Source organism: Desulfobaculum sp., from assembly GCF_054921475.1.
Window position 1 is genome coordinate 1 of the sequence record NZ_JBUDSW010000001.1, and the last position, 15,946, is coordinate 15,946.

16 protein-coding genes are annotated in these 15,946 nt (G+C 63.1%); 5 read left to right on the forward strand and 11 right to left on the reverse strand.

All coding sequences use genetic code 11. The annotated features are described in order from the left end of the window. Window positions 1–676 (reverse strand): HAMP domain-containing protein (locus ACY69P_RS00005; protein ID WP_462326157.1); only part of this gene is annotated, 676 nt, incomplete at its 3' end. A gap of 319 nt (window positions 677–995) precedes the next feature. Between ACY69P_RS00005 and ACY69P_RS00010 the strand changes: the two genes are divergently transcribed. Together ACY69P_RS00010 and ACY69P_RS00015 are read left to right on the forward strand one after the other, a co-directional pair. Beyond that, a complete protein-coding gene (locus tag ACY69P_RS00010) occupies window positions 996–2,081 on the forward strand; it encodes a hypothetical protein (protein ID WP_462326158.1) in 1,086 nt (361 codons plus the stop codon). 27 nt (window positions 2,082–2,108) lie between these two features. Then, window positions 2,109–3,083: a D-2-hydroxyacid dehydrogenase gene (locus tag ACY69P_RS00015; protein ID WP_404845700.1), complete on the forward strand. Its 975-nt coding sequence runs from the start codon at window positions 2,109–2,111 to the stop codon at window positions 3,081–3,083. A 131-nt stretch (window positions 3,084–3,214) separates the two neighbouring features. On the opposite strand, the gene ACY69P_RS00020 is transcribed toward ACY69P_RS00015, so the two are convergent. From ACY69P_RS00020 to ACY69P_RS00065, 10 genes are all read right to left on the reverse strand, one after another. Further along, window positions 3,215–3,637 (reverse strand): VanZ family protein, encoded by a 423-nt coding sequence (locus ACY69P_RS00020; protein ID WP_404845701.1) that lies wholly within the window; start codon window positions 3,635–3,637, stop codon window positions 3,215–3,217. A 7-nt stretch (window positions 3,638–3,644) separates the two neighbouring features. Then, entirely contained in the window at window positions 3,645–3,809 is a 165-nt protein-coding gene (locus tag ACY69P_RS00025; protein ID WP_404845702.1) for a hypothetical protein, read from the reverse strand. Between the two features lie 114 nt (window positions 3,810–3,923). Continuing rightward, window positions 3,924–5,060, reverse strand: coding sequence for a DUF3179 domain-containing protein (locus ACY69P_RS00030; RefSeq protein ID WP_462326159.1), 1,137 nt, complete (start codon window positions 5,058–5,060; stop codon window positions 3,924–3,926). A 227-nt stretch (window positions 5,061–5,287) separates the two neighbouring features. Continuing rightward, window positions 5,288–5,863 (reverse strand): hypothetical protein, encoded by a 576-nt coding sequence (locus ACY69P_RS00035; RefSeq protein ID WP_462326160.1) that lies wholly within the window; start codon window positions 5,861–5,863, stop codon window positions 5,288–5,290. A 150-nt stretch (window positions 5,864–6,013) separates the two neighbouring features. Beyond that, a complete protein-coding gene (locus tag ACY69P_RS00040; protein WP_462326161.1) occupies window positions 6,014–7,723 on the reverse strand; it encodes a Na+/H+ antiporter NhaC family protein in 1,710 nt (569 codons plus the stop codon). A gap of 213 nt (window positions 7,724–7,936) precedes the next feature. Beyond that, window positions 7,937–9,247 (reverse strand): Na+/H+ antiporter NhaC family protein, encoded by a 1,311-nt coding sequence (locus ACY69P_RS00045; RefSeq protein WP_462326162.1) that lies wholly within the window; start codon window positions 9,245–9,247, stop codon window positions 7,937–7,939. Window positions 9,248–9,531: 284 nt separating this feature from the next. After that, window positions 9,532–11,067 carry a BCCT family transporter gene (locus tag ACY69P_RS00050; RefSeq protein ID WP_459897880.1) on the reverse strand — a complete coding sequence of 512 codons (1,536 nt, stop codon included), beginning with the start codon at window positions 11,065–11,067 and terminating at the stop codon, window positions 9,532–9,534. Next, window positions 11,064–11,933, reverse strand: a complete 870-nt coding sequence (locus ACY69P_RS00055; protein ID WP_462326163.1) for a universal stress protein — start codon at window positions 11,931–11,933, stop codon at window positions 11,064–11,066. Before ACY69P_RS00055 ends, ACY69P_RS00050 begins: the two co-directional genes overlap by 4 nt. Window positions 11,934–12,144: 211 nt before the next feature. After that, the gene (locus ACY69P_RS00060) at window positions 12,145–12,609 is read right to left on the reverse strand and encodes a hypothetical protein (protein ID WP_462326164.1); all 465 of its coding nucleotides are present in this window, start codon (window positions 12,607–12,609) and stop codon (window positions 12,145–12,147) included. A gap of 2 nt (window positions 12,610–12,611) precedes the next feature. Next, window positions 12,612–13,574, reverse strand: a complete 963-nt coding sequence (locus tag ACY69P_RS00065) for an ABC transporter ATP-binding protein (protein WP_462326165.1) — start codon at window positions 13,572–13,574, stop codon at window positions 12,612–12,614. 230 nt (window positions 13,575–13,804) lie between these two features. On the opposite strand from ACY69P_RS00065, the gene trmFO reads away from it, so the two are divergent. From trmFO to ACY69P_RS00080, 3 genes are read left to right on the forward strand one after another with little or no spacing between them, the layout of a single operon-like run. Then, on the forward strand, window positions 13,805–15,160 hold the full coding sequence (gene trmFO / locus ACY69P_RS00070; RefSeq protein ID WP_462326166.1) for a methylenetetrahydrofolate--tRNA-(uracil(54)-C(5))-methyltransferase (FADH(2)-oxidizing) TrmFO: 1,356 nt from the start codon (window positions 13,805–13,807) through the stop codon (window positions 15,158–15,160). A 40-nt stretch (window positions 15,161–15,200) separates the two neighbouring features. Then, entirely contained in the window at window positions 15,201–15,689 is a 489-nt protein-coding gene (locus ACY69P_RS00075) for an EVE domain-containing protein (protein WP_462326167.1), read from the forward strand. Window positions 15,690–15,730: 41 nt separating this feature from the next. Further along, complete coding sequence (locus ACY69P_RS00080) at window positions 15,731–15,946, forward strand: SlyX family protein (RefSeq protein ID WP_404845713.1); 216 nt, start codon at window positions 15,731–15,733, stop codon at window positions 15,944–15,946.

Sequence of the window (15,946 nt, forward strand, 5' to 3'; positions counted from 1 at the left end):
GGATGGCGCGGGCGGCGTCGCCCACTTCATCGTCGGAGGTGATGCTGAGGTCGGCTGTGAAGTTGTGCCCCCGAACTTGACGCGCATAATCTGCCAGATGCCGCAGCGGACGTGTTAGCCTGTTGGTGTAGACCCATGCGGCAAGGGCAAACAGTGTAAAAAAGGCCAGCGCAAGAATTTGGTGGTCCAGAATGGAGCTGTGCATTGCGCTTTGCACGGGGCGGTGGTCCATGCCCACGTGCACGGTCAGGTCCGTGCCTGCCACAGGGCAGGAGCCGTCAAGGTAGCTTTGGGACTGCGCGGCGGAGATGCGGCGGATGCCGGTGGCGCTGGCCTGCATGGTGGCGGAAAGGAGCGGCTGCGGCACCTCGCCTGCAAAGGTGTGGGCCACTGGGCGGCCTGCACTGTCGGTGACGAGCACATAGGACACGCCGTCAATGGTATCAATATGCTGCAAAAGCCCATCCAACGGCTCGGCCGCGCCGTTGGCCTGCGTGACATCGCGCGCGAGGTTGGCGGCAAGGGTTTGGGCGATGGCGAGGGCTTTGCCCTCGTGCTCTGTGGTGAGGCGGGTGGACAGGCGCCACGCGGAGTATCCGCCGGAAGCCAGCGCCAGCGCGCCGAAAGCAATGATCAGAAAGACGAGAACGCGGAGAAAGATGCGCGGTGATGGCATGTTACATTCCTCCGGGGGGCAGGGCGGAAACGACGCCTCGCACGGGCCGCAGGGACGCAGGGGCGACGCGCGGGGAAAAAGCAAGACGGCCGGTGAGCACAGTGACGGAGCGTGGTGGCGGCAACGGAAAAGGAGATGTGAGCGTCATGCAGGCTCCGGGTATGCGTTATGGTGTGGAATGTATTGACGGTGCATATCACTTTATCTATTGCTGTTCAATGCTTGTGCAATAGTCTGTTTTTCTTGTGCGTGGTTCAGACGCTTTGATGCGCCGTTTTTGTTGACGCAATGTATGCTTTTGCAGCGGGAGTGCATGCAGGTGAAGAGACGTCAATTTCTGCATATGGCAGGGGTTATCTCGGCTTTGACGCTGGCGCGGCCCCGGCAGGTCCTTGCGGCGGGCGCAGGGCGGACGCGTTGGCGCATGGGCGTGCAGTGGACGGCGGACATGCCCCTCCTGACCCGTGGCGTCTTTGCCTTTGCGCGCGAGGTCGCCCTTGTGTCCGAGTCGCGCCTTGCCATTGATGTGAACGTGGCGGGCGGTGCGGCGTCGCCCGGCGACATCCTTGCGCAGGTGGCGGCGGGCGAGTTGGACTGCGGGCACGTGCTCCTCAGCCACCAGCGGGGCAGTGGCGCGGCGCTGGAGGCGTTTGCCTCGGTGCCCTTTGGGTTGGATGCGGCGGGCATGGATGCGTGGCTGTATCATGGCGGCGGGCTGCACCTGTTGCGCGAGGCTGGTCTGGATCGCGGCGTTTTTGCCTTGCCTATGGGCGATACTGGCGGCGGACCCTTTGCGTGGACGCGCGGCGTGGATGTGGCGGCGGATAGCGTGCGCGGGCTGAGACTGCCGGCGCGTGGGCTGGGCGCGCGGGTATTGACCGCCGCCGGGGCGCAGGTGCCGGAGGGCCTGCCCGCAACCGGTGCGGCGATGAAGGCGGCATTTGCCTCACAGCACCTTGATGGGGCATGGTGGCATGGCCTCGCCTGCGAAATGGCCCTTGGGCTGGACGCGGCGGCGGACGCCGTGCTGCTGCCGGGATGGCTGCGGCCCTCGGAGCGCCTTGTCCTGATACTGAATAAGGCTGCGTACGAGGCGTTGCCTGCTGTGGTGCGGCATATGGTGGCGGTGTGCGCCGCACAGGCGGACCTGCGCATTCAGGCCGCGTGCCGCCACGCCGCCGCGGCGGGCTGGGCGGAGCTGTTGCGGCGCAGGCCCGATATGCCACGATATTTCCCGGCGCGGCAGCTTCGGAGGTTGCATGACGCGGCGGATGATGTTTTACAGACTGTGGCGGCCGGGGACGGATTGGCGTCCAAGGTGCTTGCGCAGTACCTCGCGGCGCTCCCGCGCGCAAGGCGTGGTGGCCGGTGGCCAGGAAACGGCGGGACCCGTGGGACCGCATGACTCGAATTCTTACAAGGATGACAACAGATGAAGATCGTCGTTTTGGATGGACAGACGCTGAATCCGGGTGACAACCCGTGGCTTCCCATAGAAGAGTTGGGTGATGTGACCGTCTACCCCCGTACCGAGCCGGAGGACATTGTGGAGCGCGCTCAGGGCGCACGCATGGTGCTCACCAATAAATCGGCGCTGACGGCGGATGTTATCGCCCAGCTGCCGGACATGCGCTACATCGGCGTGCTGGCCACAGGCTTTGACATGGTGGACCTTGAGGCCGCCGGACGGCGCGGCATCCCCGTATGCAACGTGCCCGGCTACGGCACCAACGCCGTGGCGCAGTTCGTGTTTGCCATGATTTTGGAGCTGAACCACCGCGTGCGCGACCATGACCTCAGCGTCAAGGATGGCGACTGGGCGCGCAGTGAGGACTGGTGCTACTGGCGCTCGCCGCAGGTGGAGTTGACGGGCCAGACCATGGGCGTTGTGGGCTTTGGCGCCATTGGTAGCCGCGTGTGCGAGCTTGCCCACGCCTTTGGCATGCGTGTGCTGGTGAATACCCGTACTCCCAAGCCCGTGCCGGACTACGCGCCCTTCAGCTACGCCTCCATCGAGCAGGTCTTTGAGCAGTCCGACGTGGTCAGCCTGCACTGCCCGCTGACGCCGGAGAATGAAGGCTTTGTGGATGAGGCGCTGCTTTCGCGCATGCGTCCGGACGCGCTGCTGGTGAATACCTCGCGCGGGCGGCTCATCAATGAGCCTGACCTTGCCGCCGCACTGCATGCGCATAACCTGCGCGGCGCGGCGCTGGACGTGGTGTCCCACGAGCCCATCGCCCCGGACAATCCGCTCCTCACCGCGCCGGGTTGCCTGCTGACCCCGCACATTGCGTGGGCGTCCCTTACCGCGCGGCAGAACCTGATGCGTCAGGCCGCCGCCAATATTCACGCCTTCCAGCAGGGCCGTCCCATTAACGTGGTCAACGGCGACCTGCTTGTGGGTTAGTCCGCTCCCACGCGTTTTCAGCCCCCGAGGCGCAAGCGAGACGAACAAGCCCCCGCATATGCGGGGGCTTTTTTCGTGGCCGTATGGCGCAGGCCAACCCGTCTGGGCAGACCGGTCTGGGGCAGACCGGCTTAGTGCGCGGGGCTGCGCCGCGGCGCTTTGGCCGGAAGCGGCTCCACAAAGCGCAGGCGCAGGAAGAACCCAAAGCCGCCGCCAAGGGCGATGCCCAGCATGTTGGCCGCCGCATCCGCCAGCGTGCACCGGCGGTTTGGCAAAAAATTCTGCCAAAATTCAAGGGAAAAGCCGAGGAGCAGCAGCACCAAAAGGGCGGCAAGGGCCACGGTGCGGGTGCGGAAGGCTGGCGCGGCCACAGTAGCCAGCATGGCGAAGGCCATGAAGTGGAGGACGTTGTCCAGCGAAACAGAGAAGAACAGCGTCTTGTACGGCGGCATAAACCCGGAAAACAGGCTCACGGCCACCAGCGTGCAGATGCCAAGCACAAAAAGCAGGAAAAAGGCGCGCCGCAACAGCTCGCCATTGTGGGTATCATCCATGCGGGAGCTAGCGGTCCTTTCTGCGTGTGATGAGGTAGCGCGTCAGACCGGCCAGCAGGCCGCCGGTCACGCCAAGGAAAAATGCCCGGGGCGGGTCGAAGTGGAAGGCAAATGTGGCGATGACCCCAAGGGCTCCGCCAATGAGCACGCCGCGAAACAAGGCTTCCTTCATGAGTCGTCCTGTGGCTTTTGAGGTTTTTGGTGCAAGGCACCATACCTGTTTGCCCCGGCTTACGGAAGGGGGAAAGTTGGCGCTCCTCCCCCCGGATTGGCGGCAGGGCTGGCGCTAATAGGGATAGAGCGTTTCGCCGTCCCAGTACTGGGTGTGGTTGTGGAAGGCTTTCCACGCAAACCACATGCAGTCCATGCCGGGCATGGGCGCAAGGCGCGTTTCCCGCAGGCGGCCCTGCACGGCCACGCCGTGGTGGTTCCACTGGGTGTGGGTTTCTGTGTCGCGGATAACGCCGTCCACCAGTTCGAAATGCAGGGGCCTGTCGTTGACCGTGGCGGCAAAGGTGCGCACCGTGTCGAGTTGCGGGTCGTAAAAGGCGGCGACGGGGTTGAGGCCAAACCCGAGGGTGACGGCCGTGGCGGCTTTCACGGCATCCTTGTTGATGGCAAGGGCAGAGCCGCCGTGGTCGGCAAGGCCTATGACGCGCGTTTTGGGGTGCACGCGGGTGTCCGTGTGCAGCAGGGGATAATACGAGCCGCCGGTGTCGTAGTAGGTGCCACTGCGGCGGTAGGAGCCATACGGGTCGCGGCTGTAATTGACGTTCGGGCCGGAGCGCGGGCGCGAGAGCACCTGCGCGTCGGGGTAGACTTCGCGCGCGCGTTCCCATGTGGTCCACAGCAGGCCGAACCGCTGGAGAAATTCGCCCTTTACCGGGCCGTCGATGGCTTGCCCCAGAATCTGCGGCCAGCGCGCGCCGGTGGAGCGGTCGTACAGGATGCGGTTGGAGTTGAGCAGCTGGTTGGTGGTGCCAAGGCTGGTGGCGTCGCCCTCAATGCGGCCAATGTAGCCGATGAGGCTGCCCGTGAAGGGGCAATAGGTGACGCAGCGGAACTGCTCATCGCCCGCAATGTTGACCACCTCGTGCCGCAGCAGGACGAGGCGGGGATAAATGCGGACCACGCCGCCTGGGGCTTCCTCCACAAAGACGACTTCGTCGCGCTCCAGCACCAGCGAGGCGTTGGGCACGGAGATAAAGCGCGGACGGTCCACAGGGCGGACCAGGTCGCGGGCTTGGTCGTCACCGACGGTGTAGGCCTCAAAGGCCTTGAGGCGTTCCTCGGTGAGGGGACGCGCGTTGGCGCAGGTGGGGGACAGCAGCCAAACCACGGCAAGCGCGGCAAGCGCGGCTGGGAAAAAACGCAGCATTGCAAGGGGGATGAGTCTGTTTCGCATGGTGTTCTCTTCGGCCATAACAGACTCCGACTTTAGCCGTGGGCGGCGTTTCGTGCAAGGCGCTGGGCAAAAATCGCCGCGGCGGGGCGGCGCAGTCGGAAATGGGAGAGGAGAGATGTGGCGCATGCACACCCCTTCGTCTGCATGGGGTGAGGCATGATGTGAGCAGGGGGCAGCGCGGGGCTGCCAAGGGGGCGGGCGGGGGATGCATCAGGGCCAGCGCAGGGCCGGCCCTGATACATAGGCTAGTTCCAGAACGTCTGCATGGACGTGGCGGAACCGGACAGTAGCATCTGGAAGGAGCCGCCGAACATATCGTCGCCAGTCTGGGCAAGGTAGGCGGCAAGGCCCGTGCGGGCGCGCATCACCTGCGGATTGTGGGCGGTCTTGAAGCCCATTTCCGTCATCTCGGCAATCTGGTCGTAGGCTTTGACCAGCTGCGGGTCGTCCTTGAAGAGCTGTTCGATGGCGTCGGCGTGCTCGTGGTCGCCGGCCACAACAATGTTGCCCTCTTCGTCCTTGCGCAGGGAAAAATCTTCAATTTCCGAAAGACCTTCGTCTTCCAGCCGCTTGTTCACGGTGTTCAGGAACACCTCGCGCATGCTCTGCATCTGGGCCTGCAAGCCATCGAGCACGTTGGTGGTGGGGCTGGTGCGGACCATGGCGCTCAGGCGGTCACCCATGGTGGAGAAGGTGACGTCGTCAAGAGTGCGTTCCTCTTTGCCGGTCTGCTTGCGCGCTGCGGCTTCCTTGGTCTCCTCGTCACCGACTTTAACGGACATCTGGTTGGTCAGGCTGTTGTAGACGCCACTGATGGCCATATGCGTTTCTCCTTCTTTGTGCAGTGGTAAAAGTTGCCGCTGTGGCGGCTTAAGGGGGTGAAATGCATAAGGCGGGCCAATGTGCGCCGCCCACAAAAAAGGCCACCCCCGAAGGGGTGGCCAAAGAGCCTGTGGTGTTTGCGGGGGTGATTAGGCTTCGACCCGTTTACCAGCCACCCGCACCAACACAACGATGGCGACAAGGCCGGCAGGCAGCACGATCTCGATAGGCAGGCCAAGGCCAGCCGGGATGTAGCCAAAGAGGATGGTCACGGTGGCGACGGAAAGCGCGTAGACAATCTGCGTTCTGACGTGGTCCAGATGGTCGCACGCCGAACCCATGGAGGACAGGATGGTGGTGTCCGAGATGGGGGAGCAGTGGTCGCCGAAGATGGCGCCGGTCAGCACCGCGCCAATGTTCATGATGACGTAGCTGTGTTCGGGGTTGATGGCGTAGGCCAGCGGAATGGCCAGCGGCATCAGGATGCCCATGGTGCCGTAGGACGTGCCCGTGGCAAAGGAGATGAACGACCCCAAGATGAAGATGATGGACGAGAGCAAAAACGCCGGAATGGCGTCCGACAGCACCTGCACAAGGTAGGTGGCGGTGCCCAGCTCCTTGATGATGGCGGACAGCGACCACGCCAGCAGCAGGATAACGGCGGTGATGTTCAGCGACTTCACGCCCTGCACCCAAATGGACACGGCCTGTTCCAGCTTCAGGATGCCCCGGCAGATGCCAATAAGCACGGCAAGAATGCCCGCAATAAGCGCCGCCTGGAAGAGCACCACAGAGGCGTCGGATGCGCCGAAGCACTCCTGAATCACGCGGAAGGACAGGGGCGACTCCTTCACCATGGCCATGACTGCGGCGTCGCCGCCGGCCATGATGACATCGCGGCCGTTGAAGTAGAAGCCAAGGAAGGCCGCCACGATAAGCGTGCCAATGGGAATGATGGCGTACCAGATGCTGGGCGTAATGTTGGGGTCGGGCTCCAGTCCGGTGGCTTCATCGGCAACCATGGGCTTAGCGTCGTCGCCGAGCACTTTGCCGGAGGTGCGGGCGCGCATCTCGGCCTTGCGCATGGGGCCAAACTCGCGCAGCAGGAAGATGGTGGCGATGATGAAGCACAGGATGAAGATATTGTAGAAGCGGTAGGGGATGGTCTCCACAAACGCGCCGTAGGCGTTGGCTTCAATGCCAACGGCCTGGAAGCCGTCGCGGATGAGGCCAATCTCGTAGGCGACCCAGGTGGAGATAAGCGCAATGCCCGCGATGGGCGCGGCGGTGGCGTCGATGATAAAGGCCAGCTTCTCGCGCGAGACCTTCATCTTGTCCGTAACCGGGCGCATGATGGGGCCAACGGTCAGGGAGTTGGCGTAGTCGTCAAAGAAGATGAGGATGCCAAGAATCCACGTCACAAACTGCGAGCTGCGCGGGGAGTTGGCGCGGCGGGCGAGGGCCTCGGCAATGGCCTTGGCGCCGCCCATTTTGGACACAACGGCAATCATGCCGCCGATGGCAAGGCACTGCAGGACGATGCCCGCGTTCCACGGGTCCGCCAGCGAGGCAAGAATCTCGTTGGACAGGCGCAGGAAGCCATGAACGATGCCGTTGTAGATGTTAAATCCCTTGCTCTCCAGCATGAAACAGCCGGAAAAGACGCCAATGAACAGGGAGAAGATGACGTTCTTCGTCATGAAGGCCAACACGATGGCGACAAACGGGGGGATAAGCGTCCACGCCCCGTAGTATTTCGCGTTGACCGGGCCGAGGCTGGCGTCAGCGGCGAAGGCGTATCCGGAAAGCAGTGTGACAAGTGCCACGGCCAGCGCCATGACGGTGGGAATCCTGTGCATCAGTCTTTGTCCCATTGGAAATGAACCTCTCTTAAGCTCTTGAGCGTGCTGTGCGCGTATGTGCGCGGTCATAATGAAACCATTGTGCAAACACCACGGGGCAATAGCCCAAAAGCGCGGCCCGGAGGGGTACTCCGGACCACGCTGATCGGCTGGCTCTTCTTTGCGGGCGCCGCGCGTGTCAGACGCGGCGCAGTACGCATAGCCTTTCGGCTACCGTTTTCGAGATTTGGGAAAGCCGAGCAGGATGCTCAGCACGGCTGCTGCTGCGAGAATGAAGCAGTAGTACATGTTCCCCACGATATCGAGGGGAGAGATGGCGGCAATGGAGCCGGCGAGGAGGATCTGCGCGCTGTAGGGGATAAGCCCCTGAATCACGCAGGAGAAGATGTCGAGAAGGCTGGCGCTGCGGCGCACGTCAAGGTCCGTCTTGGTGGCGATTTCCTTGGCGACACCGCCAGTGACAATGATAGCCACGGTGTTGTTGGCGGTGCAGCAGTTCACAAGGGAGACCAGAGCGCTGATGGACAGCTCTCCGGCGCGCTTGCTGCGGCTGCCCTTGGTCAGGCGCTCGATAAAGTTCAAGATGGCCGTAATGCCGCCACCCTTTTTGATGAGCGCGCTCAGGCCGCCAATCATCAGCGACAGCACAAGAATCTCATGCATGCCGGTAAAGCCGCTGTAAATGTCCTTGGACAGCTGCAGCAGGGAGTAGGCGTCCATGTACAGGAGGCCCACACCGCCAGCCAGCGCAATGCCAACGGACAGGACGATAAAGACGTTCATGCCGCTCAGCGCAAGGCCAAGCACCGCAATGTAGGGCAGGACCTTGACGAGCTCATAGCTGCCCTCGGAGTGCACGTGGCCGCTCACGCCAAGCACAGCGAAGATGATAACGCTGATGATGGCGGCGGGCAGGGCGATGAGGAAGTTCATCTTGAACTTGTCCTGCATGTTGCAGCCCTGTGTGCGGGTGGCGGCGATGGTGGTGTCGGATATCATGGAAAGGTTGTCGCCGAACATGGCGCCGCCGACAACGGCGCCCATCAGCATAGCAAGGGAGATGTCTGTTTTGGCGGCCACGCCAACGGCGATGGGTGCTACGGCCGCAATGGTTCCCATGGATGTGCCCATGGCGGTTGAGATAAACGCGCCAATAACGAAAAGACCGGGCAGAACCATGGTAGCCGGAACGATGGAAAGACCAAGATTCACCGTGGACTCAACGCCGCCAACAGCGCTGGCGACGGAGGCGAAGGCACCCGCAAGCAGGTAGATCATGCACATGGTGACGATGCTGTACTCGCCTGCGCCTTCGATGAATGTACCGATACTTTCGGACGTCTTTTCCCGAGCCAACAGGACCGCGAGAACAATGGCCGGTAAAATGGCCACCGTCGCAGACACCTGATAGAAGGCCATCTCCGTACCCGAAATGGTCAACCAGACCCCGGTACCGATAAAGATGACCAGAAATACCGCCAGCGGTAGCAGCGCCAGCGCATTCCCCTTGCCTGAATTCATTGGAAAAACCTTCCCTTGATGCAGACCCCGCGTGCGCGGGGGCTAAACGTGAAAATTGCTGTGTCAAGACCCAAAAGACGACATGAGTACGCCGAGAATCTGTAAAATGCAAGTGCGCTCCGTTGCAGAAAGCGCGTTGGCACTGTCGGCAGCCCCGAGGTGCGGGCGTAGTGCATTTCTGCCGGGCCGTGTGGGCAAATGCGGGCCGTGGATGCAAAAGCGCGCCGGATGCAATGGGTCTTGCCATCCGGCGCGCTGTGTTTTGCTCGGTTTTTGTCGCCGCGTTAGCTGGCGTCGCGCTCCACGTCCGTGCCGGGCAGGGGCGCCTTGTTTCGCTCGTAGCGGAACTCGTAGCGCAGGCCGGAGAGCAGGCACAGGCACAGGAGGAGCATAATGGCCGAGAACGGCAGCGCTGCCGCAATAGCCATGCGCTGCAGGCCCTCAAGCCCGCCTGTAAAGAGCAGCACGCTGGCCGTGGCCGAGACCGTCAGGCCCCAGATAATCTTCTTGCTGGTGGGCGGATTGTCCTGCCCGCCGGAGGTCATCATGGCCAGCACGAAGGTGGCGGAGTCCGCGGAGGTGATAAAGAACACCACCAGCAGAACAATGGTCAGCACCGTAAGCACGCCGCTGAGCGGGTAATGGGCGTAGAGCTGGAACAGGCCGGTGGACACGTCCTCGGCCACGGCGGCGGCAATGCCCGCGCCTTGGTGCAGTTCCAGTTCAAAGGCTGCGCCGCCGAAGACGCTGAACCACACAAAGGTCAGCAGGGTGGGCACCAGCAGCGCGCCGGTGACGAACTCGCGGATGGTTCGCCCGCGCGAGATGGAGGCCACAAACAGCCCCACAAAGGGCGACCACGAAATCCACCACGCCCAGTAGAACAGCGTCCAGCTCTGGGTCCATTCCAGCCCGCGGAAGGGGTTGGTGGACAGGCTCATGGTGAACAGCGACGAGGCATAGTCCGCCAGCGTGCTGATGAAGATGTTCATAATCATGGTACTGGGGCCGACCACCAGCATAAAGGCGAGGATGGTGATAGCCAGCATGACGTTGGCCTTGCTGAGCAGTTGGATGCCCTTGTCCAGCCCGGTCATGCTGGAGATGATAAACAGTACCGTCACCACGCCGATGATGGCGAGGGTACTGGTGAACGTGGCCTTGAAGGGCAAGACGCTGGCAAGGCCGGTATTAATCTGCATGGCGCCAAGGCCCAGCGAGGTCACAATGCCGAACACCGTGGCGAAGACGGCAAGGATGTCGATGGTGTAGCCCGCAGGGCCGAAGATGCGCTTGCCCAGCAGCGGGTAGAAGCAGCTGGAGAGCAGCGGGCGCATGCCGCGCCGGAAGGAAAAGTAGGCGATGGACATGCTCATGACGATATAGATGGCCCACGGGTGCACGCCCCAGTGGAAAAAGCTGTAGCGCATGGCGAACTTGGCGGCCTCGGGCGAGGCGTCGTCAATGTAGGCCGGCGGGTTCAGGTAGTGGCTCATGGGTTCGGCCACGCCCCAGAAGATGAGGCCAATGCCCATGCCCGCGGCAAAGAGCATGCTGAACCAGCCAAAGTAGGAAAAGCGCGGCTTTTCGTGGTCGTGCCCCAGCTTGATGTCGCCGTACCGGCTGAATGCCATAAATATGCAAAACGCCAGAAATAAAAAGGCCGAGAGCAGATACGTCCAGCCAAAGTGGGTGATGATGCTGGTGTGCATGACCGCGGTCCACCCATCAAGGCGCTCCGGCGCAACAATGCCCACAAGCACGAGGATAAGGACGATAAGCAGGGATATGCTGAAAACAGTGTTTTTGTCGTGTCTCACGCTGAGGATCCTTCTTCCTTGGCAATCTGGCGCGTCACCGGGTGCTGGTCCGGCAGAACGCACAGGTTCGGAATGATGAAGACGCTGCACGGGGCCTTGTGCAGGAGCATCTCCGCCGTGGACCCCACGATGCGCGTCATTGCGTCGGGGTCATCGGACTTGCCCACCACGATGAGGTTTGCGCCCTTGGCGCGCGCCTGCTTGACGATGGTCTTGGTCACCATGCCGATGGATTCAATAACCTCCAGCGTGTCGTAGGCGTGGGCGCATTCGGCCGCAAGGCGCTGGAGACCGGCGCGCAGGGTTTCGCGCCGCTGCTCTTCCGTCTCCGGGTCCGGGGCGCGGTGCCCAACATGCAGCAGATAGAGCGTATGCGCGCGGAAGCGGCTGTCGCGCAGGTAGGGCATCACCGTGGCGTCGGTGTGCTGCAGGTCGGTGGCGTACATCACCCGCTCAATTTTGGGGGATTCGCCGATGAGGGAAGGCTTGTAGAGGAACGTCGGCAGACTGCTCAGGCGCAGGATGTCCGAGTCAATGCTGCCCAGCAGGGCTTGGCGCAGCAGGGCCTTGGGCTCCCACAGGATGGCGATGTACGCCGCGCCTGCCTCTTCCGCCACGCGGATGATTTCCGTTGGCGCGTGGCCGTTGCGGATGGAGTAGTCCACCGCCAGCCCCATTTTTTCGATGGCAGGCACCAGCCGCTCCATTTGCTCCTCTGCCGATTCCCGGTCGCGGTAGCTGGAACGGGTGCGGATGTGCACGAGGTGGACGTGCGTGGTGCCGAAGTGCTTGAGCTGGGCAATCATCTCAAGCAGTTTTCGGCGTGGCTCGTTCAGACTTGTTTTGACCGCCGCTTTGTGCAGCACTCTTGGCTCCTTGGGTCTGTTGTGTTTGCGTGGCGCCGTGTTGTTGCCGGGCGTGCTTTATGCGATGGAATTTGTCATGGCGCGTATTTTGTAGTTTGTCATGAATGCGACACCACTGTTTCGCAGTGGTGGAATGATGCACGGCTACAGATATACTGCCTATCATCAGAGCGCGCTGCACGCAAATGCAGCGGGCGGGAGCGCATGGAGGCTAGCGGCGCAGGGCGCCGGGCAGGGCGGGCAACCAGCCCAGATGGTGGACGGCCCACAGCCCAACGAGGATGGCTTCGGCGGCGTCGTGGCGCAGGGAGGTCGGGCGCTTGGCCCCAAAGTGGTCGATGACAGCGCGGGCGAGGGTGCCCGCGGCGAGTTTGGCCTGTTTGGCGTTGCGCATCAGGCTTGGGCGCAGAAAGTCCGCGCGCCACGTTTCGGCGGCCAGCATGGTGACGGCAAGGCCTTGGCGCTGGGCCTGTTTGCTCCAGATGTCGGCAATGGAACCGCCGCCCTCAAGGGCGATGTCGGTGAGGCCCTCGCAGCGGTGCAGGATGCCGGGCGCGCCGCGCCGCAGGCGGGTGTGGGAGCCGAAGTTGTGCGAGCGGTACCACACAAGGCGCCCGCTCGCGTCATAGAAGGCAAGCCCCGTGCGGAGGCCAAGGTCCACGGCAAGCAGCGACACGGTCAGCCACCGTGCAGCCAGCAGCGCACGCGGCGGCCCTGTCCCATATCGAGAAGGGGCGGGTGCTCCGCGCGGCAGCGGTCAAAGGCGTGGGGACAGCGCGGGGAGAAATGGCACCCCGGGGGCAGGTCGTACAGGCTGGGAACAATGCCGGAGATGGGGACCAGCCGCTCTGTGGCGTCAATGCGCGGCACCGAGCGCATAAGGCCCATGGTGTAGGGATGCAGCGGCTCGCGGTACAGCTCGCGCACCGGGGATTCTTCGACGATTTTCCCGGCGTACATCACGGCCACGCGCGAGCAGGTTTGGGCCACCACGCCAAGGTCATGCGTAATGAATACAATGGCCGCATCACGACGTTTTTTCAGGTCCAGCATCAGGTCCAGAATCTGGGCCTGAATGGTGACGTCGAGGGCTGTTGTCGGCTCATCGGCAAGGACCAGGCGCGGGTCGCAGGCAAGGGCCATGGCAATGACCACGCGCTGGCGCATACCGCCGCTCATCTCGTGTGGATAGCTGCGGGCGCGGCGCGCTGGTTCTGGGATGCCCACCTGATGCAGGGCGTCCACGGCGGCGTCCATGGCGGCCTTGGCGTCCAGATGCTGGTGCAGGCGCACGGCCTCGGCAATCTGTTCCCCCACGCGGAAAACCGGGTTCAGGCTGGTCATGGGTTCCTGAAAAATCATGGAGATGTCGTTGCCGCGTATGGCGCGCATGCGCTCCTCGGGCAGGGCCAGCAGGTCCGTGCCGTCAAAGTGGATGCTGCCGGCGGCGATGCGTCCGGGAGGCGACGGCACCAGCCGCAGAACGGACAGGGCGAGCATGGTTTTGCCACAGCCGGATTCGCCGACGACGGCCACGGTTTCGCCGCGCGCAACGTCAAGGTCTACGGCGTCCACGGCGTGCGCGGTGCCCTGTGCGGTGTCAAAGGAGGTTTGCAGGCCCCGGATGCTGAGCAGGTGCATGAAGAGTTTGCCTCGTGGTGGGAATTGTGAAAGATACCGTTGCCAAGCTGCATTGTGCGGCGCGGGAGGAAGAATTGTCAACGTGCGTGGCTGGCGCGGAGTGCGTGGGGGCTTGCCCCGGGGCGCGTCCGTGCCTATTCTCGGACAAGACAAGGGCGCATGGCGCGCCATGCATGACATGAAGGCGGCGTTCCGCAGGGCGGGGCCGTACAAACATATACGAGGACAGTGTGAGCAAACCAAGAGTAGCCATCATCGGCGGCGGACTGGCCGGATGTGAATGCGCGTGGCGCCTTGCCTGCGCCGGTGTGCCGTGCGTGATATTCGAGATGAAGCCCGAAAAGTATTCCCCGGCGCATGTGGAGCCGGGGCTGGCGGAGCTGGTGTGCTCCAACTCCCTGCGCAGTGACGAGCCGACCACCGCCGTGGGCCAGCTCAAGCGCGAAATGCGCGACGCGGGCAGCCTGGTGCTGGAAACCGCGGACGACACCTGCGTGCCCGCAGGCAAGGCCCTTGCCGTGGACCGCGAGCGCTTTTCCAAAGCCATCACCGAGCGCATTGAAGGGCACGAGCTGCTCACCGTGGAGCGCCGCGAGATTGCCAGCATCGACGCGCCGGAACTTGCGGACTACGAGGTCGTGGTGGTCTCCGCCGGTCCGTTGGCCAGCGACGGCCTTGCCGCCAGCCTTGCCAGCGCCGTTGGCGAGGAGCGCCTGTATTTCTATGATGCCATCGCCCCCATCATCGCCGCGGACTCTGTGGATATGAATAAGGCCTTTTGGGGCTCGCGCTGGCGGCCCGAGGATGACGACTACCTCAACTGCCCCATGACCGAAGACGAGTACATGACCCTGTACAACGAGCTTCTGGCGGCGGATAAGGTGAAGCCCCACGACTTTGAGACGGAAATCCACTTCGAGGGGTGCCTGCCCGTGGAAGCCATGGCCGAGCGCGGCCCGCAGACCCTGACCTTTGGACCGCTCAAGCCCGTAGGCCTGACGGACCCGCGCACCGGGGAGCGCCCCTTTGCCGTGGTGCAGCTGCGCGCCGAGAACAAGGAAAAGACCCGCTTCAATATGGTGGGCTTTCAGACCAAGCTCACCTACCCCGAGCAGAAGCGCGTGTTCCGGATGATTCCGGGGCTGGAGAACGCCGAGTTTGAGCGCATGGGCAGCATCCACCGCAACACCTACGTGAATGCCCCCCACGCCCTGACCCCGAACCTGCGCCTGAAAACGCGCGAGAATGTCTACCTTGCGGGGCAGATTACGGGCGTCGAGGGCTATGTGGAGTCCGCCGCGTGCGGCCTGTGGCTGGGCATGCACCTTGCCGCGCGCCTGACGGGTGGCGAGGTGACCCTGCCCCCGCGCGATACCGCTCTTGGCGCGCTCCTTGGGCACTTGCAGGAGGAGAGCAAGGACTTTCAGCCCTCCAATGTGCAGTTTGGCCTGATGCCGCCGCTTAATGTGCGCGCGGGCAAAAAGCGCCGCAAAGAACTCTACGCCCAGCGCGCCGAGAAAAGCTGGGCCGCATGGCGCGGGCAGGACGCCCCAGACGCCCCAAATGCCCCGGACACCGACGCATAGCAGGGCGGACCACCACCGCCACATACGACAAGGAGCCACCATGTCCACGCAGTATTGGCTGATGAAGACGGAACCCGGAGCCTATTCCATCGACGACCTTGCGGCGGAAGCTGACCAGAGAACAAGCTGGGACGGGGTGCGGAATTATCAGGCCCGGAACTTCATGCGCGACGATATGCGCGTGGGGGACAAGGTGCTGTTTTATCACAGCGTGAAGAATCCCGGCGTGGTGGGCGTTGCCGAGGTGGTGCGCGAGTCCTACCCCGACCACACCGCGTGGGACCCGGAAAGCCGCTACTACGACAGCCGCAGCACGCCGGACAGGCCGCTGTGGTTTATGGTGGACATTCGCCTTGAACGCATATTCGACGTGCCTTTGCCCCTGAAGTACTTGCGCACGGTGGCGGGACTTGAGAACATGGAACTGCTCCGGAAAGGCTCCCGGCTGTCCGTCCAGCCCGTACGCCCTGAGGAGTTCCGGATTATATTGGACCACGCCGGGGAGCGCTCCCCGGAACACGGCGCGTAGCGCGGCTTTCGCCGCGCCCGCGCCATACAAAGGAGGGTGCCATGCCGAAGACTATGGAAGATCGGGTGATCAGACTGGAAAGTGACGTGGCCCTGAACCTGAAGGTCATCGACGACTTGAACGACGTCATCACGGACCAGCAGAAGCAGATCGACCGCCTTGAGCGGCGTCTGGACCTTATGGCCGGCAAGCTGGCCGCACTGGACGTGCAGTCCGGAAACGGCCTGTCCGACGATCCGCCGCCGCCCCATTACTAG